Raw genomic sequence first — 19,771 nt, forward strand, 5'->3', positions numbered from 1 at the left:
TAGTCTATTGCCTTATTAAAATCGATTATTTTGAAATTCGATAACTTAGTGTCACATTCTGATAAGGTAAAAAGCCTCTGATCCCGACATGCCAAACCCCTGACTTTGCATTTTCAATATTGCAGGTTTCGCGGCTTCCCCATTTGTACGGTCTGCAATCGAACCTAAAGAATCGCGGTTTTTTGTTGTTTCTTAAGTACAGATCGGCTTCACCCATACCATCTATCGAGACTTCCAAGCTAGAGTACCCTTCCGGTACCTCAAACGAGAAACGCTGCCACCAAAACCAACCAAACAATCCTTCTACTTTACCTTCAATGGTAGGAAATGGGTTTTCTGTCTGAAGTTCAATGACTATCGGGTCGTGATCTGAAGAGCGATAGCTGTGCTCAGCGTATAACGACTGAATGTGTTTATCAGACTTGTACTCTACATTATAGTCAAGTGCGACCGGTTCATCGGCATTGATATGCCAATTGGATACGGCGACCACTTTTTCGGCCATTGCGCTGCTAGCAAACGCATGATCTAAACTTCCTAAACGGCCTCTAAACACATAAGAGTAACCAAGGTTCTCGCTAGTCAGGCGAGAGTTTAAGTTCTCATAACCCAGCGTAGCCATTTCGCGAATAGGATCTTCCAAGGCATAGGCATTGAAATCTCCAAGCACGATTGTATCTTCGTCAACAACGTTTGTTGGATTAGTTGCTGCCCAGCGATTAAATTCATTAACTGCGTTGACTCGGGTTTGGTTCCAACAGCCTTGACCATCATTTTGATCTTGGTCCAACCCTTCAGCTCTGCTGCAGCTTCCTTTTGAACGCAAATGGTTTACTGCTAAATTAAACACTTCACCCGTGGCCAAATCTTCAAAACTTTGCATGACTGGCGGACGGTTGCCATAATCAAACGGCACAGCATCTGTGAATGCCGCTTGGCCAACTTCTTTAACCTTGTTTGCGCGATAGAGTATCGCCGACATGATCGCATCAGTACCAATTTGCTCCACATCAAATTTAACATACGTATATTCGTTATTTGGGTCATTCTCTGATAGCGAATTAGCGAGTTCGGCAAGCGCACTTAATTCTCCAAACCCATCGTTTTCCATTTCAAGAATACCGACAACGTCTGCATCAAGATTAATTAAAGCGTTTACCAACTTAGACTTTTGTCTTTGATATTCTTCCGCAGAATCAGCGCCGCGTGCCGTTGGGAACCCTCCGCCAGTGCCATCGCCATTAAAGAAATTGAGCACGTTCACACTTGCAATGCGAAGGTTACCTTCGGTTGCGACAAACGGTTTTTCTACTCGATTATTCGTTTGAATAAATTGTGGCGCGTTAATTGGATGAACACGATATTGTCCGTAGCCGTAACCAATAACACCTTCAATGTTTGTAACCTTATCTCCTAATCTAAGGGTATTGTACGCATCTAATTCAGGAGAAGGGTAAGGGATGACCTCTGGGTTTTGTAACGTTGAACCATCATCGAGTGTAATCTCTTTCAGTCTGTTTTCAGCCTCAATACGGTTTGCGTCCTCACCTGGCATACCGATTTGAGTACCTTGGTAAAGTCGCTCAGTACCTAACTTTATTTCACCATAGCGTTTTAAGCCATAAGTATCATTCACGACCATATCGTTGGTAATGTTAACCAACATGCCTTCATAAGGTTCTAGTCCATCAACTGACGGCAAGGTAACATCTGTACTCACAACTGGGGCTATACCACATACAGCCATACCTATCACGTTACTGATTTGTGTCTGTCCATATACTTCTTTAACAGTACCCGCAATTTTTACTACATCACCTACATTTACCGCTTCCGCAGCATAATTTACAAATACCCCCTCTGAGGTTAGTGCATTATCATCATGGTCACTGATCTCTTCTTGCAAGAAGAAACCGTTGAGTTGTTCATCTTGTTGCAAAGATGCAGTCACTACGCCTTGAACCTGAACCACTTCTTCCAATAAAGGGCTTGAGTCAGATTCACCTTGCACTTGATGAATAAATACATTCTGCTCGTTACAAACAACGGTTGGCGGCTCTACTGGTCCACTAGAGTCGTGTTGACCTACGTTGGAAAAGTCGTCCTTATCAAGGGCTATCCATTGCACTGAAGGAATAAATTCGTCACTTGGGTTGTTATCGCCGATATTAACTGTATTCGCACGTACCAAGCTTTTATCTTTTGTAGACACGCCTTGATCTGTCCAAGCAGATCCCGGGTCAACACCAATCTGGCCCAAGCTATCAATAACGAGACCACTATGTTCCAAGGTAATTGCATCGTCACCATTGTACCAGCTGCCATCTTTTTGTTGTTGTGCTTTTAATCTTAAAGCCTCACTTGCTCGAGCGTGAGCGATGACATGCGTAGCTTTTGGTGCAATGCTCCCTTCCAAATTAATTGTATTTCCCGCGGTGCTTTTACCGTTAAAGTAGAACTTTAATGCATATTCACTTAAATCAATTGCGGTGTCAGAAGTATTGTAGATTTCGATTGCTTTGTTGTAACTACTTCCTTCAATATACTCTGACACGATCAGTGACGCTTCTGCCGGTGCCATCATGCTCGCAATGGCCGAAGCCAAAAGTGTTTTTTTTAACATAGTTATTTTTCCATTTGCTTAAGTTAGGCATAAATAAATTAATATCGAAACACGACACTTTATATGAAAAATATTTCATTTGTAATAATTTTGTACATTTTTTGATAACTTAAGACAGTTAATTAAAGTTAAAAACCTTCATGATAGCTTTTGACGGTGAACACTTTCATTGTGAGGCTTGTTTTTATAAGGCAGCGTAATTTTGAACTTTAATCAATAATTACATGCAGTTGTAATTACGAATCGTTCTAAATGAAATGAGAAACAACGATCTTAAAGTAATATGTTATAACAACCTGTTCCTACCATTTTAAGCACAATTTTTGACCAGCTTTTTCTTCTGCGTTAGTGTTTTAAAGTCAAACAAATTGACTAATTAATCTAGCGGTTTGACATTACAACAACATGTAAAACTTACAACATTAAAAGGAAAAATTAATGAAATCGATACGATTAGCTCCACTTGGTGTGGTTGCCACCTGTTTATGTAGCACAGTATCAGTCGCACATGAGGCCACTAAGATCGCTGATGATCAGCATACTAGTCACTGGCCGCTAAAGCAGATAACGAAAGAGATTAGATGCACAGATAATCCTCATGCGCTACGCAACGCACTCAACAAAACCTATCAATCACAAAATGTACGATTTGTGATTTCAGGAGAGTGTCGTGGACCTATCAAAATTCAGAGGTCTGGTATTGAAATCATAAACGATAGTGGTTTGTCTGGTTCCCTGCGAGTCCGTGCTAAAGACAAAGGGGTGGGCAGTGCGATTCTCATAGAATCTAGCTCTGTAAAGCTGGACAACTTTAATATCGATGTGCCAAATGGTGTGGTAGCTGTTGAAGCAAAAGCAAACGCTACGTTAACGCTAAACCATGTGACAACTAATGCGAAGGCCGCTGAGCAAACCCCATTTTATCAGTTTGTGGTCACAGACAATAGTACAGCCTACCTATCTGAGCTTTCTGGTAACACAGTCGGCATATACAACAGTTCATATGCAAACTTTATTGAAGACTGCGACCAAATAAAAGTAGATGTTTATGACACCTCAGCGGGATACTCAAAAAGTGAAAATCACTTTCGCTCCGTGCAAGTAGCGGGAAATGGTTATTTTTTAGCTGATGATGAGAGCCACATTAACTTGCTCATGGTTTGGAGTAAAGGCGCAGCTGAAATCAATAATGAGAGTAGTGTCGGAGAACTTCAAATGGGAGGCCAAAGCCTCTTTGCAGCATATAAAAGCTCAACAATTTCTGGCCCTTATAGCTTATGGGGCAACGTTGTTTTCGAGCTTGAACACTCAAAGGCCTACAACTGGAAAGCGGTTACCAAACCAAATTCCATCATTGCTGGGCATAACGCAACGGTAAATGGAGTTTTCTATCCTGATTGGCAGTGGACAGGGCAAGATAGCAAATAATGACTGTTTATGTAAAAGCGCCTTTCGGCGCTTTTTATGTGCTAACGGAGGTAATCAATATAAATACAGATCTTCGCACATTGTGCACTAAAAGAAGGGGATGCCGTGATGACCGCATTATGCTCTTGCTCCAACCAGTCTTTACCTTTAAACAATGCTATATCACCATCACATAAAGAGTTAACATCACTGCTTTTTGGCTGAATAATAGTTGGAGAAATTTGGTTTTTCTCTAGTGGTGCATATTTAATAAACTGTTTTTCCACCCATCGCTCACCGCTTCCTCCCAGGGTTGATACCATTTTAACAACCCCATTTTGCTCATGAAACGCAGGGCTTAGACCTTGTATACATGGTAATATCCTTAGGCCTATTTCCTTTGGCTCCAATAGTGCCTCAAACATTTCACACATCAACGTAACATGCTGAAAGATTAAATCACCATGGGCCATATTTTTAAAAAGCAATTCAATTTCACTTAACAGCTCTTCATTGATTGCACCTTGGTATTGAAACCCTTCATGATTTGCCTTTTTAACATAACTTTGAGCTGCTTTAGTCGTTGCCCAAGAGGAAGGGGCGCAATAACATACAAGCGACGTATCTTTGTCATATATATTTGATAGAACGCCTGCTACTTCGTCGATAAGATATTTAGGGCCATTTACCGCTTCTGTGGCCGTTGGTGAGTCGAGCATATAGTAAAACTGTTATGTGATAATGTTGCAACATTACCATTTAATGTCTTGCTAATAAAGATTTCAACCCGAATTAATTACGAATACGAATTAATATCATCAAGTAAAGTAAGACATGCCGCCGATATGAGCTTGGCAGACTTAAAATCCGTCAAGCCAGAATTGATGTGCCTGACAGACCAAGGCGCTTATAACACATGTACGCTAGAAAAGTGCACAATAGGTAATTAGATTAATCAATTTTAAAATTGTCCATGGTACGTTGTAACGTGTCGCTATTCAATTTCATGTCAGCAAACAGTTTCTTCAATTCAATAGATGTTTCGAGTTCATCATTGGCAGCTTCCAAAACTGCGGTGGTGCTGGTGGATATATCTTGCGCTACGGTAGATTGCTGCTGCGCAGCGGTAGCAACCGAGGTGGTAAGTTGCTCAACATGTGTACTGTGTTGACTAACCTGCTTTGATACACCGCGCGTTTCCTCGACTTCTTTCATTATTTCACCAGCAAGCTCGGTATTATCCTTAATCGCATTGACAACGCTTTGGCTTATATCGTTGAGATCGTTTAACAAAGACGAAATCTGTTCTGATGACTCTTTACTGTTATTTGCCAGTCCCCGAACTTCGTCGGCAACGACCGCAAAACCGCGACCATGTTCGCCGGCCCGCGCCGCTTCAATAGCCGCATTTAACGCAAGTAAATTGGTCTGATCCGCGACACTTCGAATCGAATCGAGAATAGTGTTAATTTCACCCACTTGTTTTTCCATGTTTGCAGCCAATTCGTTGACGTTATCCATACTGTCGGACAGGGTGCTCATGGCGTCTAAATTTCTTTGATTGTCTTCAAGCAGTTTTTTAGACTCGCTATTTAACTGGTCACTCGCATTGAGTGTATCCGACGCAGAACGCGCAATTTCTTCACTTGTCGCCGCCATTTCCTCAATGGCGGCAGCAATACTAGACGCCATACTTTGTGTGCGTTGAGCGTCTTCATTCACGTGACTGGCTGCCTTGTCCATCTCTTCACCCAATTGAGTGCCTACATTTATGGATTTAGACAAGCCAAGTAATAAATCTTTAAACGCGTATACCGTGTTATGGATAGACTCTGAAATTTGGCCGAGTTCGTCACTGGTCTTCAATCGAACATCTAGCGTCAAATCGCCTTCTTTAGCCACCTTTTCCAAAATCCCCGTGAGGTGATTCAATTCGTGCTTCAATGACGTCACGAGGTGTAGGTTAATCATAATGATAACGGTCATTGCAATGATAAATGCCACGATGATGAATAGACTTTGCTCTGTAAGCTCCCCTTTAACGGCTGTACTATGCGCAACGGTTAATTCCCACTGATTTTCGAGCACTTTTTTGACTGCGACGATCTGTTGTGTCGCCTTAGGGAACCATTCATTACTGGCTAGTAGGGAGTCAAAATTAGGGTCATCTTCTTTGATTAAGTAATTTATGACGTTATCCAGCTCTTTTGCGCGGCTGTCAGACATTGCTTCTTTGTATAAGCGTAATTGCTCTCCTTCTAATGCAGCTTCCAGCTGTTCTTTTAAAATTCCTAGCTGAGTTTGAAAATAGGTCAACTCGCCGCGTACCTGAGAGTTAATCGCTTTTTTAGCAAGCACACCATTAACCTTTCCTCTAAGCTGCCCCTTACGTTCCTTACTCTTTGCAAGTAAAAATGCCAATGACAATTTAGAGGCTAAGTCCCGATTGCTGATATACGCCTGCATTCTCGTTGCGGTATCAATTGCAACCTGATTTAAATGGCTGTAATACTTGAAAGCATTTTTACCGTTTTGCCTATCAACTTCACGTCTAATCGCCGCTTTTTGACTGAGCTCGTTGAAAAGAAAGGGCAGCCACTTTTCTACTTTCTCATCATTAGGAAAATCGTACTGGACCATGTCCCTCACAACCCTTTCAGACTGATCTGCCTTAACCCTTTGTGCATCTACCAATTGCTTCTTTTGCGGCGAGGGGCTTCCTAAATAACCTGCGGATAGACCACGTTCTACGGCGTGATGATGTGCAACTTTTTCAATCGCATCCAATAACTTAATATATTCTATGTCTTGGTTAGTAGACGAAAAATCTTGCCAGTATTGAGTCGCTACCTTGGCAAGTAAAATAAAAATAAAAGCAATGAGAGCGAGTGAACTAATTACAGTGAGTTGCAAAATTGATAAGCGCTTAAGAAAGTGCATCTATGTCTCCTGGGCGTTAACCAAATGCACATAAGTACAGCAATGTGCTGAAAATTTTCCTTAACTAAAAGATAGTCAAAAATCGTTGTTTCATATAATTTTCATTACTATTTTCAACATTGAGTACCCACAACACACAATGTTAACAACATGTAATAAAGTGTAATAGCAACGCAATATGCTTTGGCTAAACTCCTCTTTGCAACATTCAATTAACCTAGCTATTCGATAAGTGTTGCAAACGCCTGCCTCCTAATAGAGGCTTTGTAATATGAACAAGGAGTTTCATTATGAAAGTTTTATCAGGTTTACTATTCGGTACGTTAGTAACTGCTTCATTCTCAGCATTAAGTGCGCCGGAGTCATACGGCATACTGTTTTTAGACAGAAGCGGGTCAATGATGATCAAGCGTCCAGACAACCAATCTCGTTGCGCTTTTTCTAAACAGCAAGCTATCAGTAAAATGAGTAAGTTCTTTCTAGATAGCTCTATTAATGGACAGAAATTGAACATAAAGACCTTTGCTTCTGGTGGTCAAATCCAATCAATCACCAATGGTTTCGTTGATTTCTCATCAGCATTTATGGCGCTTTCACAGCTAGATGGTGAAGGTTGTACTGGCATGACTGCGTTAGCAGAGGCAATGTGTGATGGTGCGGACGAACTGCGCTTAAACTACTCCGTAGAAGCAAGCCAAGGCGCAATTTTGCGTGTTTATGGTTCGACTGATGGCGATGAAAATCACAGCCCAGTCAGTAACTGTGGTGGCAGTGGTTGGCAAGCAGAAGTCGCAAACAAGTATTTATATGAACAGCCACCTGTACAATTTAACGCAACAATCTATACGGGTACAGTTCAATCCATTGCGAATCTCAGTAATAAAATGGATGCCGCGATTGCAAAGGACTTACCTGCTTATGCGCTTTCACCAAAACATTACGCACAGTCTTTGCCTACGTTCGATTTCTTGAAGAAGCTCGCCGCTCAAACGGGTGGAACAGTTGAAGAAATCAGTGACAATGACGGCAATCCAGGTGAGTGGTAATACTTAGCTGTTAACTTAGAGTTATAATCGACATAACAAGGGGTTCCCAAATTGGTGCCCCTTGGGTGACCGTTCTTAACTTATTGAATTGATGTTATTTACAAATACGTTTGGTATATTGGTGCCAATAAGAAAAACACCCATACACTAATGTTCAAGATAACCCTGCTTTTTATTTTAACTCTCGCTTCGTTTTCAGCCGCTGCGCAACCACTTGCGGTCACTGATGTCAAATTTGTTGAAGGTAATCGACACCTCAATCAGATCCTCATTACTTTCAACCAAGCAATAGCAAAGCATGGGCAAGTACCCACATCAGCACAAATAAATGCAATAGAGCTAGACGAAAAACTCAAAAAGCAATGTCGTTGGCGCTACCAGGGTTTAAATAAAATCAGTTGCGATACCTTTGTCAAAACGCCAGCTTACATTCCAACAAAGTTAGTCGTGACGAAGCATTTTGTTGGCAAAGGCAAACAAATAAACAATCGTTTTGAACACATATGGGTTAACACACGCTTTCCCGTAGGTGAGACTAAAGTCAATGAATATGAACTCTCTGTCACTTTTACAACCCCCTTCGAAGCGGACCAACAAGCAATTGCAGCCATACTCGATGTAGTGCGCATTAAACTCGACCACTCAATTACTAAGCCCTTAAATACGCAATTGATACGCACAAATGACACGCAAACAAAGCTTGTTTTTAAATTTAAAGAACCTATAAACAAACTGAATATTGAACTCGTGTTACCTCAAGGGTTTAAAGCAACTGAAGCTCATCAAGCCACGCATTCAAAAACAGTGTTATATCGGCAAAAAGCTTATTCAGATACCCCGAAATTTATAGGGCTTTTTTGTGAGGCGTCACACAATGATTGGACTAATAAGCGATTCACTTCAATAGAAAACGCCAGCAAAAAGTCCTGTCCGCCAGAGAACCTAGCATTTGCATTTACACATGCACTTCGCAGCAAGCATGACTTATCAACGATTACAGCTACATCTTTGAATTCACACCCGATTAAAGTAACCCAAAAATCTCAAGAGGACCGCTTTCACTTTTATAGTGTTAACTTAAAGGGCGACACCCAATACCAATTTGACTTTTCAGCCTTGACCACCACAAAGGGCAAGCATTTCGAAAATACAGATTTCTTAATTTCATACAAAACGGGTAAGGAAAGTACTTACTGGCGCACACGTGACTATTTGGGCAAGCAGTTTAAATCAAGCGAATCTGCAATACTTCGCCTTGAGCATAGAAATGCATTGGACCTCAAGGCACAGTATTTTTCAGCCACAAATGCGACGAAATTGCTCAATTTTTTGAACACGAGCAATAAACAAAGTTTATTTACGCCCATTCAGATAAATTCAGCAAATGACAATACACTTCGTCATCAACACTTACCAGTCGCTGAGCACCTAGATCATGCTAGTGGTGTCGTCATTTACAATTTGACAGGGCAGAGTAGTAAAAGCCAGTCTCAATCCGATACAAGCTTTGAAGATAAAAGCATCGCATTAAGTGCTTCAGATTTTGAGTTAAAAGCGTTTATGGGTGCAGGGTTGTATGTTTCAACAACGCGTTTTGAAACAGGCTCACCAGTCCAAGCAAAAATAAAGCTTGTGTGTCCGAACATGTCTAAACCAGCATCGATTGGTTCAACAAACGATGATGGCGAACTTAGCATCTCTCATACAAGTTGGCTCAAATTTGAGGGAAAATCAATGCAAAATTGCTGGCTTTGGGCCACCAGCAAAAAGTCAAAAGCGGTATTAGAAATAGACCAACGCCCTGAAACAAAAATTGTTGCCAAGGCTGTTTTTAGCCAACCCGTTTATACGCCAAATACACCCATTCATTTTACTTTGCTAGCGAAAAGGCACTCTGAAAATGGCTTAAAAACGCTCAAAAACAATCTCAATATCACCATACACCGGTTCAACAATAAGCTTCACACGCCAATTGAAATAGACGCGACCGCAATATCCGAACACGGTTTAATGCAATTCGAGCTACCCGAAGGATTAAGTGAAACCGGGGTTTATTGGTTAGAAGCTCAATACAATGGCTCACCCACAAAAGTAAACGGGTATTTCAAGGTTACGGAATTCATTCCACCTGAGGTTGAATTTGATTGGCGTCATTCAGATAGCGCAACAAAGTTGGCACCTTTTACTGTGCAAGTGACAGGCAAAACCTTTAATGGATTTGCTGTTCAAAACTTTTCAGGCGTACTTAGCCATCAATATGACCACATGTACCGAGCCCCAGATGGCTGGCCTGCGAATTTTGAGTACAGTGATCGCGATGAGTTAGCAGCCAACTTAAGAAGGGCTGTAAAAACCGAATTGCAATCAAAAGATGAAGTCGGTGAATTAAAGCTAAAACTAAAACCAGATCTACCTCTAGTTCAAATTAGGCTTAATGGCACGGTTATTTCTGAAACTGGGCAAAGTACGTTTTACAGAGCAAGTATACCGTATTTTTCTAGGGAACATTATATCGGCACAAAGCAGCAAAACTATCAAATAGATGTCATTGCAGTAGAGCCGTCAGGCAAACAGATTCAAACTCAAACGCACGTCAATATTGTTCATGAAGATGGGAAGGCCACTGAGCTCTGTTCCGGTGAGACCCCATTTAGTTGCAAAATACCTACGGGTCTTTCAGGAAAAGTCACCTTTAAATTAGTAAGCGGTGATAATAAGTTCACGTGGTTACGTTCACATTATGTATACCCTGAACAATCAGACGATGAGTTAAAAACTGCCCCCTTAGAGATACAAGGGAAAGCACAAACAGAGGTAGGTAGCGAATATGAACTCAATATAACGTCAAATAGAGCAGGGGAAGCGTTCCTTTTTATCAATGCGGGTGAATATAAAGAAATAAATCACATACATTTAGTTGAAGGCAGCAACTCTGAACAAATAACTATTTCTCAAAGGCACATGCCTGGAATCAAGGTTCATGTCTTTATGCCTTTTAGCGCCCAAGCGCAAGCAGAGCTTAAATCTTTACATAGTGACCAACTCAAGCTACTGTTCGAGAAATTAAAGTCGCAGTTCGAGCAGTTCCCTACAAGTCAAAACAATTTTGTATTACCCAAAAAGCCAAGTATTTTGGGCGAAATAGCCAGTAAACGCATTAACGTTACTCCCGTAACCCCCCTTGAGCTTAAGGCTACTCACGCAGTTACAACAAAATCAAATAGTATGCTGTCAGTGACGCTTGAAAGTAATCAAAATACAGACGTGCAACTTTGGCTCGTGAACGATGCGCTTTTTGATGTTAGCTACACCCGCGCCGAAGATGTTTCTTTTAAAGATTTATACAACGCGTATTTGTATGAGCTGCCTTTTAAGCCAGCCCACAACTTAAAAGAGTGGATGATTGAACCTGAACTCACTGAGCACTCCGAGATGCTCGCGCATTTTGCGTCCACGCATCATGACGTACAAATGCGAAGGCGGTTAGCTTCTATGCCTCCCTCTCAGTCTATGTCGCCTTTAGCCCAATCGGTATGGCTACCACCAATTACATTACAAGCGAAAAAGTCACGGACGATAGACGTGCCGTTACCACAGTTAATTGGACGGTGGAAACTATTTGCACTTGGTGCAAACGAGACGAATCATGCAAGATATGAGGGGGATATAACGACTTCAGCCGAAATAGAATATAGCCTTTACGTACCACCTAAGGTTTTTAAAAACGACAAAGCGGTCATGAGAGTCGTTGCAACTAACCGCACAAACCGAGTATTACAAGACCGGCTAGATATTTCTATAAACAACGGTGGCGCTAAAACATACAACATTGAGTTGCATGAACAACAAAGCTTCACACTCGATATACCGATCAAGACTTCGGACATGGGTCACTACCAAATTGCGCTTAAAAGTGAGCAAGACAGGACACGAAACCAATTCGCAAACTACGAAGTTTTATTAGCCACATACCAAGACCAACGCTCAGTAAAAATGGCTCCGAGCCAAACAACGCCGAACATTATGCTGCCCACCAATGAAAAAATATTAAAAAGCTATGCAATTCCAACTAATACACTCGCGCCTGATTGGTCGGGGCTTTTGAAGTACCACACTCGTTATCCGCATCAATGTTGGGAGCAAACACTATCTAGAACAGTCAGCCTCACCAATAACCCAATGACTAAAGAAACGAACGTAGCTTTGCATAAGACTCTACATGCTAGCAATAAACACAATGCTCGAAATGATGGGTATAGCTACTTTCTAAACGCCAAAACAGACCCTTTTTTAACTGCTTATACGTTATTAGCAAATCAGTGGTTAAAAGACTCTGCCTATAAGTTCAATGTAGACAGAAGTTTAATCGACACGCAAGTCAATAAGCTCTCAGATACAAACCAAACTCAAATTGCTTATAAGTCTAAACTAACCCCCTATGCAAACGATTGGTTACTGTGGGCACTAGCAGAACAGGGAGAAATAAATTTAAAGGACGTTAAGAGGGTTAGGGCAAGAGGCGTTTTAGATAGCACAAGTAACTTGATTCAATTACTGGCGATGAAATCTGCGGGCGGTGATCAGACCCAAATTGAAAAAGCCTTAGAACGCATTTTGTCTGGCGGTTATCAAGACAGTAGTTATACATCTTTAAATTCTACTCAAGATAAGTGCTTGGCCGTTATGCTCACTGAACGCCAAAGCCTTAAAGACGACCTTGCCAAACAAGTGATAAGCAAACAAATTCAAGTTGGGCACTTCGGCAACACCTTAAACGATGCACTGTGTACAAGAGCACTTAAAAATAGACCTGTCACAGAGGCTTTGCACGTAAACCTGCGCGCAGAAAACACTCACAATAAGGTGACCGAGTATAAAATACATACGAACCAAGTTGATGCGGGTTTTTATCTCAATATTGACTACGAAAAGCACTATATCAGCGATAAAGCGTCGTTCAATGGCGTTGGCATTTCAAAAAAGTTTCAAATAATGACCGACGGCGAGTGGAAAGACGTTTCTGAAAACGAGATTAAGGTTGGCCAACTGGTTAAAGTGCGGCTTTCTGCGTTTAGCCCAATTCCACGAACCCATGTCCTAATAACGGATACTCTGCCAAAGGGGCTTGTTGCCCTAAACCCTCTACACAGACAAAAACAATACACCAATTGGCTAGGAGAAAGTGCTGTAAACACCTTACCGCACATAAATGGCATGGGACAAATAGTCTGGCACCGATATCAGGTTTCGGATGGTGTCACATTATTCGAATACTTGGCTGAAGCAAGGTTTAATGGGGAATACGTATCACCAGCCGCGAACATAGAGCTTATGTATACGCCTGAGATAAACGGTAATTCAGACGCTGAAATGATAACGATTCAAAGAAAATAGCGACCAATTAAAATATGCCCCCCATTCATAGGAGTTGATAAGCCACAGCAAAAGCACTATAACAGCACTTTTCCGAGATATATTAAAAGTGTAATAATTTCAAAATGCGACTTTACAAAACGCGCTTAAAAGTGGTTAAAGTTAGAGTTAATGAATTTATTAATAACCGTATAATGACATACCTATAAACATAAGTTACACGTTTCTCAGGATTATTGCCGTTTTAACTGCACATTACAAGCCAATAATACAGCTAAAGTATTTTTTAATACCTTAATCATTTTTTCTTGTAATTTTGATATAAAAACAATTATTTATCTTAAAATTAGAATGTTTTTAACTTGCTCGATTGCTGCGTTATTAAAAAACAGGTACAATATTGCGATAATTTAAAAAACTAACAGTCATAGTAATTTAGTATCTGTTACCGCTGCAATTTTAATTCAGGAATTTAATATGCGAAGTAGCCTATCGCTATTTTCTTTATGCGCTTTAGCTTCTTTTGGTGCTTTAGCGAATTCACCTTCTACAATAAAAACGATTGAGTTAAATGGTGACTTCGTTCGTTTTTCTTTGCATGCAGATAAATCTCACCCTTTACCGAGCTGTGTTTCAACTATCCCAGAGCTTAAAAATACATGGTCATTTTATTTAAATGATAGCCATGGTAAAGCGATGTACACCATGTTGATGACCGCGGTTGCTAAGCAGCAAAAAATAACCGCAACCAGTGCGCTAAGCTGTAATGAACAAATTGAACTAGTATCAGGCATTGAGTTAGCAGTGAGTGCGCCTACTGATGTAACAGCGGATGCTGATGATGGCAAAGCCTATTTATATAAAAGTGACGGCTTCACTAAAGTAGGGCTAGTGCTTAATGGAATACACACAGGGCGATTGCCAGGTGAGATGGTATCTTCACCTATTGGTTATACTGGTCAATTATTATATGTTCCTTTAGACAATCCAACGATTCTCAGAGAATATAGCTTAGGATTCAGCCAAAATATGACTTATTACCCAGACGCGTCATGCAAGTCAACGCCTTATATTCACGGATATAATCAATCAGATCAACTTATAGGTGTTAATTATTACCAAAAAGAACACGAAGGATTAAACGGTTTTTATCGCGCAAACTTAAGTAAGTTAGGCTCGGCTGTCAGCAGTCAATGGTATTATGTTGACGAAGGAGCATGCAAACCTACAGGGACGCCAAATCCTGCTTATGCATTAGAGCCTGCAATCCACCCAGTTTGCGGCAGCAGTTTATGTATTGTTAAATAAAGCGCCAATTTTGATTATAAGCAACAGCGAAGCAATAGAAGAAGTTGCTTCGCCGTGTTATTTTATGCGAATACCAATAAGCCTTTCATAACCTTGAGTGTGTTCGCAATCTTGCCCTGATATTAATTCAACACTACTTTGCTCTGTTAAAGCCCCCAGTAAAGTTGCATAAAGCTTTTTACCTGCAGTGCTAGAGGTGTCTACAGCCCAGAGGTGCTGCTTACCTTGTTCAACACAGCTTAAAGAACCCGTTTGTTTTTTTGGTTGAACTTCAACTACAACGAGGTCTTTATCTAGTTTTACATGTGTTATAAGTGACGCTGCTTGTAAACTTGAACATGTAGCAAACAAGCCCAAGCCAATTATGGCCGATAATGTACGGTTAGCTTTCATTTTTTAAGAGATATTTAACTAAAATTGTTATTTATCTGCATTATACCGCTTATATTAATTGTGTCGAGTTAATCTAATGGGTACAATTAGCTGTGGTTTAGTTTAATAGGATAAACACTGTCGCATAATTAACTGTAATGGCAGTGCAACTGTGGAAATAAAAATGAAAAAATTAGCTAATATACTCTTTGCGTTAACCATACTAGCCCCATTTCACGCATTTGCTCAAGTGGTTCAATGCGGCGATGCATACGTTGATTCTATTGCAATCGAAACAAACAGAGCCGATATGCCAATACTAAGCCGTACTTTGCTGATAAGCTTTAAAGATGCAAAAGGTGCGACTTATGTTTGTGGCGATACTGTTTATGGTTTTGTCTCCACTGCCGACTACCCGGTAGAATTTAACGCCGTTATGTCATTGGCATTTATGGCAAAAGCAAATAACTTGCCTGTTCGTGTATTTATAAATACAAGCAATATAAAAGTACAACACTCTGCAAGAGAGTTATCTGCATTGCAGATCCAAAGTGATGTGCCTGGGTTTCATGACGTCAAGTAAATGAAAATATGATTCAACTCTCACTTTAAACAACCTAAAGTACCTTTATGATAAAAAAGTATTTATTGCTGAGCGGTTTAACACTGCTTGGTTTTTCGCCATTTAAAAGCTTGGCGAATGACTTATATCTACCGATTTTAATTGATTACTATATGGATGATGCTCCTTCAATGCATCAAGGGTATATCAATCTGCCACACCGCAGTGATACAGGAGACTTTAGACTTGACTGGCGTGTAGAAGGGTATGAAAGTAACTATACGTTAGAACAAAGTGTAGATACGGGCATTGAATGGCAAGTTGTATATCAAGGAAATAATAATTATTTTGACGTGTCTACATCGCATTCAGCCACATATTATTATCGTGTTCGGGCGTGCCAAACAAAGTCGCTATGCACCCACTTTGTTTACTCCCGTTCTATTTTAGTCAATGCTTTATCAGAAGCGCCAAAAAATATAGCTGCGACACAACAAGGCAGCCAGGTACAAGTAAGTTGGTCACCAACTAGCATAAACTCACTACAAAATATAAACCTTAAACCGATATCACGGTTTTTGAGCGCATTAACCGGTAAATCGACTGGTATCGAGTATGAAGTCTATGAAAGCACAAATAGTTCTGACTTTGTTTATTTAAGCAAAACTAATGAGCAGCAAATTCAACTGGCTAAACCTAATGATGCAACGACGCGTTATAAAGTACGAGCTTGCAGCCCAGAAAGTAGTCAATGTTCAAAGTATTCAAATGAGTCGAATGGTGTTGGCGGCATCCTTGCGCCACAAAATGTCAGTGCATTGCTCACTTTAAACCCCGATTCTACGCCAATATACCCAACAAGCAGTATTAAAGTGACTTGGTCGAAAGCCCCTTCAGATGCAGACAAGGTCTGGTATTCTGTTGAACGTTCTGTCAATTCTGGGACTTGGCAAGTAATAGAGCAAATTGACGGGCTTGAGTACATTGACTTAGCACCGGCCCAAGGCCAAGTGGCTTATCGGGTGCGCTCCTGTGACCCTACAAAATGCTACGAAGTGTCAAAAAGCACTTTGCCGATTGATGTACCTAGAAATACTAAATGTGACCAAGCTTTGGGACGCCTTGAAGTTTATCAAAGCAGCTCCGGCCTTTACATGAAACGAGAATCTACACAGTTTCACTCTAAAGTGATACCTGGGGTATTAATGATCCCTTATGCATCTTATCCGATTGTAAAACAGCAATATTGGAAAATAACTCGAGTAGATAACGCAGAAGGTTATCAAGTCAACTCAGTTACCGATGGTGAGTTTGCCGCAGCGAATAAAGTAAAGCTTGAATCTCCACTTCAATGCAGTGTTAATTCAACCACAAACGAAGTTCGTATTGCGATACAAGCTGACACTAACTCTGCAATTACTTCATGGTCTGCTGCAATTACTACAGTTGATCCGTATGCAGATAACTACTTTTCAATAAGTAATGCAATAGCCTTGATGTTAGATGGCAATACACTACGTTGGCCTTCAGTAGATAACGCCGCAAACTACATTTTGCAAGGTGCAAACTGCACTTCATGTAGTAGGGCTCCTGATGTTAATTGGCAAACAATTAGTACGTTTAGTAAGGCCATCCATTATTACCAAGTTACTTCTGGCGAGTACAAATCATTTCGTGTTAAAGCATGTTTTGAAAAAGGCCATTGTACGCCTTGGAGTAATATTGTGACCATTAAACCTAAAAAGCAGATCATTTTTATCCATACAGATCTATTAGGTAACCCAGTTGTAGAGTCGCAATAAGCAAGCTGCAATGCCTCATGCGCAATAAAGAGGCATTGCACTATTTAAATAAAGAATATGGCAGTTGCGCTAAAAATTACGACACTCCTATTTTGGGGTTAGGTAAATTGAGCCAAATTCGCCTTGTAACTATGAAGGTTTTAAAGTGAAAACGTGCGTATCGTATACACTTTAATTTCTGTCAATATACGCTAAATAAGCTTACACATGCCGCAGTACGGTCTTTTAAATTTAAACCGAGCGTGGCAAAACAATTTAATAAAGAGAGATTTCTTAGGAAATGAAAAAACTAATGTTTATAGCTTCATTTATTACTAGTTTAAGCTGTTTTGGCAACGAAGTTACGTATTTTATAACTAATGTGCAAATAAAAAACAATGCCGTTATTTTAAAAACCCATGCCAATCGCAGTAATCCAAACGTTGAGTGCATTAACGCTCAGCGATTAGATTCATGGGCAATCGATTTGACAAGTCAAGGCGGCGCAAACCTATTCAGTCTAATCTTAGGTGCATTTGAAAGTAACAGGCCTGTCATTTTGAAAGGTAAAAACACTTGCTTGCCAGAGGGTGATATTGAACTTCTAGATAAAGTAAAATTTAAAAGCAAACTTAATTAATCATTTATACTTTTTATAATTAATACTTTTAACCTTATTAAAACCTTAAATAAAGTAGAATCATTTCTGACCTGTAAACTGAGATTTAAAATGAAAATTAACAAACTATTCTCAGCTGTGCTGATTTTATCACTACCAGTTGCTTCCTATGCGACTTCTTCAGTATCACAGCTTGAAATACAAGGTGATACAGCCACATTTACCTTATCATCACCCAAAAAACATACACCTCCGAATTGCGTGAGCGCGAGCAATCAAGATAAATGGGCGATTAACCTAAATTCTTTACAAGGTCAGGCTATGTATAGCTTGTTAGTCACAGCGATATCAAAGGAAATGTTAGTAGAGGTAACAACGGCTGGGCGATGTGAAGCGCTACCAGATGTTGAACAAGTGGCGCATATTGCACTCAATGTTAGTAAGGTGACGCAAGTAAACAATATACCAGCGCTTTATAAAAGTGATGGCGTCACTAAAATAGGAAACATCATAGGTACACCAGGACATAATTATATTTACTATGCGCCCATAGAAGGCGCTAAAGGAATAATGAAATATATATATGACGAGTCAAATACGCAGATATTCTCCTTAGACAAAGATTGCAAATCAAACAATTATGTTAGCGCTTACACTTACAATACTTCATATATAAAGTATTTAGACTTATACATAAAAGCAAGCGACGCTTCTGTGCCTGAAAATAAATTAGGGGTACATGGAAGTGCTAAAGTTTATAAGTTAAAACCTATTTATGAGAATGACACGACAACTAATTATACATGTATTGATACCGGTCAGACAGCCAGCGCGCTAGCTAATGCGGTTAAAATTGAGCCAACCCCACATTATTTATGTGGTGAACGCGGATGTATTATTAAATAAAACACTTAATAAAATGAATAATAGGTTTATTAAACAGGGTTGTATGATATGCGATTTTTAACTATTACACTTATAGGCTTTTTTACTGCTCATTTTGCAAGTGCAGCAGCAACTGTTTCAGAACTTAACGTACAAGGCGAGACAGCCACATTTACCCTATCATCACCCAAAACACATACCCCTCCAAGTTGTGTGAGCGAAAGCAATCAAAATAAATGGGCGATTAATCTTAACTCATTGCAAGGGCAGGCTATGTATAGCTTATTGGTGACGGCCGTATCAAAAGAGCAAGCAATATCTGTTGAGTCGGCCTTGCGATGTGAATCACTTGCTGATGTTGAGCAAGTAAAAAGTATATCACTGAGTATGAATTCGAGCGCACCACCTTCGGAAGGAGCTTGGCTGTATAAAGGCGATGGCATAACAAAGCTAGGCAAAGTTATTTCTTATAACAACTTTGGTTACGCATATACGCCAAATAATGGCACGCAAACACCGCTTTTTTATGCACCTTCTATTGCAACATCAGGGGCAGGTTTATTGTATTTAGACTCTGAGTGTAAAACAGAGCCTTTTCTAGAACGTCATACGTATAATTACGTTGTTTTTTATCAACAATTTAATAGTTACTTAACCATTGCAAACACAAGTATTACCGAGAATCGCATGCATGATTATGGTAATGCGCCAGTCTATAAGGATTGGGGGGGGCAAACAGGTTGTGTTAAAGAAAGTGCCTTAGCCTATCAATTTAGCACTGCGTATAAATTAGTAAAAACTGAACACGATTTGTGCGGCAAAACGCCTTGCTGGATAAAATAATAAACGTTTAAG

Annotated in this window: 13 protein-coding genes; 9 read left to right on the top strand and 4 right to left on the bottom strand. The window is 40.2% G+C overall.

Translation table 11 applies throughout. The features are described from left to right. Positions 1-25 precede the first annotated feature (25 nt). Positions 26-2,623, bottom strand: coding sequence for an ExeM/NucH family extracellular endonuclease (locus A7985_RS24205; protein WP_065792971.1), 2,598 nt, complete (start codon positions 2,621-2,623; stop codon positions 26-28). 438 nt (positions 2,624-3,061) lie between these two features. Here A7985_RS24205 and A7985_RS24210 point away from each other — a divergent pair, with 438 nt between their 5' ends. Continuing rightward, a complete protein-coding gene (locus A7985_RS24210; protein ID WP_065792972.1) occupies positions 3,062-4,051 on the top strand; it encodes a hypothetical protein in 990 nt (329 codons plus the stop codon). A gap of 41 nt (positions 4,052-4,092) precedes the next feature. Here the strand turns inward: A7985_RS24210 and A7985_RS24215 are convergent, their stop codons facing one another. Both A7985_RS24215 and A7985_RS24220 read right to left on the bottom strand, forming a co-directional pair. Next, the gene (locus A7985_RS24215) at positions 4,093-4,749 is read right to left on the bottom strand and encodes a DUF1826 domain-containing protein (RefSeq protein ID WP_065792973.1); all 657 of its coding nucleotides are present in this window, start codon (positions 4,747-4,749) and stop codon (positions 4,093-4,095) included. Positions 4,750-4,981: 232 nt separating this feature from the next. Continuing rightward, positions 4,982-6,970 (bottom strand): methyl-accepting chemotaxis protein, encoded by a 1,989-nt coding sequence (locus A7985_RS24220; RefSeq protein ID WP_065792974.1) that lies wholly within the window; start codon positions 6,968-6,970, stop codon positions 4,982-4,984. A 290-nt stretch (positions 6,971-7,260) separates the two neighbouring features. Between A7985_RS24220 and A7985_RS24225 the strand changes: the two genes are divergently transcribed. From A7985_RS24225 to A7985_RS24235, 3 genes are all read left to right on the top strand, one after another. Continuing rightward, entirely contained in the window at positions 7,261-8,016 is a 756-nt protein-coding gene (locus A7985_RS24225) for a VWA domain-containing protein (RefSeq protein WP_141685439.1), read from the top strand. A gap of 150 nt (positions 8,017-8,166) precedes the next feature. Beyond that, positions 8,167-13,410: a hypothetical protein gene (locus A7985_RS24230; protein ID WP_065792976.1), complete on the top strand. Its 5,244-nt coding sequence runs from the start codon at positions 8,167-8,169 to the stop codon at positions 13,408-13,410. 456 nt (positions 13,411-13,866) lie between these two features. Further along, a complete protein-coding gene (locus A7985_RS24235; RefSeq protein ID WP_065792977.1) occupies positions 13,867-14,697 on the top strand; it encodes a hypothetical protein in 831 nt (276 codons plus the stop codon). Between the two features lie 57 nt (positions 14,698-14,754). Here the strand turns inward: A7985_RS24235 and A7985_RS24240 are convergent, their stop codons facing one another. After that, positions 14,755-15,090, bottom strand: coding sequence for a hypothetical protein (locus A7985_RS24240; protein ID WP_065792978.1), 336 nt, complete (start codon positions 15,088-15,090; stop codon positions 14,755-14,757). Positions 15,091-15,253: 163 nt separating this feature from the next. Here A7985_RS24240 and A7985_RS24245 point away from each other — a divergent pair, with 163 nt between their 5' ends. The 5 genes from A7985_RS24245 to A7985_RS24265 all read left to right on the top strand — a co-directional run bounded on the left by A7985_RS24245 (position 15,254) and on the right by A7985_RS24265 (position 19,759). Continuing rightward, a complete protein-coding gene (locus tag A7985_RS24245) occupies positions 15,254-15,652 on the top strand; it encodes a hypothetical protein (RefSeq protein WP_065792979.1) in 399 nt (132 codons plus the stop codon). A 47-nt stretch (positions 15,653-15,699) separates the two neighbouring features. Then, positions 15,700-17,433, top strand: coding sequence for a hypothetical protein (locus A7985_RS24250; RefSeq protein ID WP_065792980.1), 1,734 nt, complete (start codon positions 15,700-15,702; stop codon positions 17,431-17,433). A 292-nt stretch (positions 17,434-17,725) separates the two neighbouring features. Continuing rightward, positions 17,726-18,052 carry a hypothetical protein gene (locus A7985_RS24255; protein WP_141685440.1) on the top strand — a complete coding sequence of 109 codons (327 nt, stop codon included), beginning with the start codon at positions 17,726-17,728 and terminating at the stop codon, positions 18,050-18,052. 90 nt (positions 18,053-18,142) lie between these two features. Then, positions 18,143-18,937, top strand: coding sequence for a hypothetical protein (locus tag A7985_RS24260; RefSeq protein WP_065792982.1), 795 nt, complete (start codon positions 18,143-18,145; stop codon positions 18,935-18,937). A gap of 48 nt (positions 18,938-18,985) precedes the next feature. Further along, positions 18,986-19,759 carry a hypothetical protein gene (locus A7985_RS24265; RefSeq protein WP_065792983.1) on the top strand — a complete coding sequence of 258 codons (774 nt, stop codon included), beginning with the start codon at positions 18,986-18,988 and terminating at the stop codon, positions 19,757-19,759. Positions 19,760-19,771: the final 12 nt, after the last annotated feature.

This window comes from Pseudoalteromonas luteoviolacea (genome assembly GCF_001696455.1).
In the GTDB taxonomy this organism is placed as follows: Bacteria; Pseudomonadota; Gammaproteobacteria; order Enterobacterales; family Alteromonadaceae; genus Pseudoalteromonas; species Pseudoalteromonas luteoviolacea_C.

Coding starts and splice junctions, on each gene's coding strand:
- A7985_RS24205 (WP_065792971.1), bottom strand. CDS start 2,623: ATGTTAAAAAAAACACTTTTGGCTTCGGCCATTGCGAGCATGATGGCA.
- A7985_RS24210 (WP_065792972.1), top strand. CDS start 3,062: ATGAAATCGATACGATTAGCTCCACTTGGTGTGGTTGCCACCTGTTTA.
- A7985_RS24215 (WP_065792973.1), bottom strand. CDS start 4,749: ATGCTCGACTCACCAACGGCCACAGAAGCGGTAAATGGCCCTAAATAT.
- A7985_RS24220 (WP_065792974.1), bottom strand. CDS start 6,970: ATGCACTTTCTTAAGCGCTTATCAATTTTGCAACTCACTGTAATTAGT.
- A7985_RS24225 (WP_141685439.1), top strand. CDS start 7,261: ATGAAAGTTTTATCAGGTTTACTATTCGGTACGTTAGTAACTGCTTCA.
- A7985_RS24230 (WP_065792976.1), top strand. CDS start 8,167: ATGTTCAAGATAACCCTGCTTTTTATTTTAACTCTCGCTTCGTTTTCA.
- A7985_RS24235 (WP_065792977.1), top strand. CDS start 13,867: ATGCGAAGTAGCCTATCGCTATTTTCTTTATGCGCTTTAGCTTCTTTT.
- A7985_RS24240 (WP_065792978.1), bottom strand. CDS start 15,090: ATGAAAGCTAACCGTACATTATCGGCCATAATTGGCTTGGGCTTGTTT.
- A7985_RS24245 (WP_065792979.1), top strand. CDS start 15,254: ATGAAAAAATTAGCTAATATACTCTTTGCGTTAACCATACTAGCCCCA.
- A7985_RS24250 (WP_065792980.1), top strand. CDS start 15,700: ATGATAAAAAAGTATTTATTGCTGAGCGGTTTAACACTGCTTGGTTTT.
- A7985_RS24255 (WP_141685440.1), top strand. CDS start 17,726: ATGTTTATAGCTTCATTTATTACTAGTTTAAGCTGTTTTGGCAACGAA.
- A7985_RS24260 (WP_065792982.1), top strand. CDS start 18,143: ATGAAAATTAACAAACTATTCTCAGCTGTGCTGATTTTATCACTACCA.
- A7985_RS24265 (WP_065792983.1), top strand. CDS start 18,986: ATGCGATTTTTAACTATTACACTTATAGGCTTTTTTACTGCTCATTTT.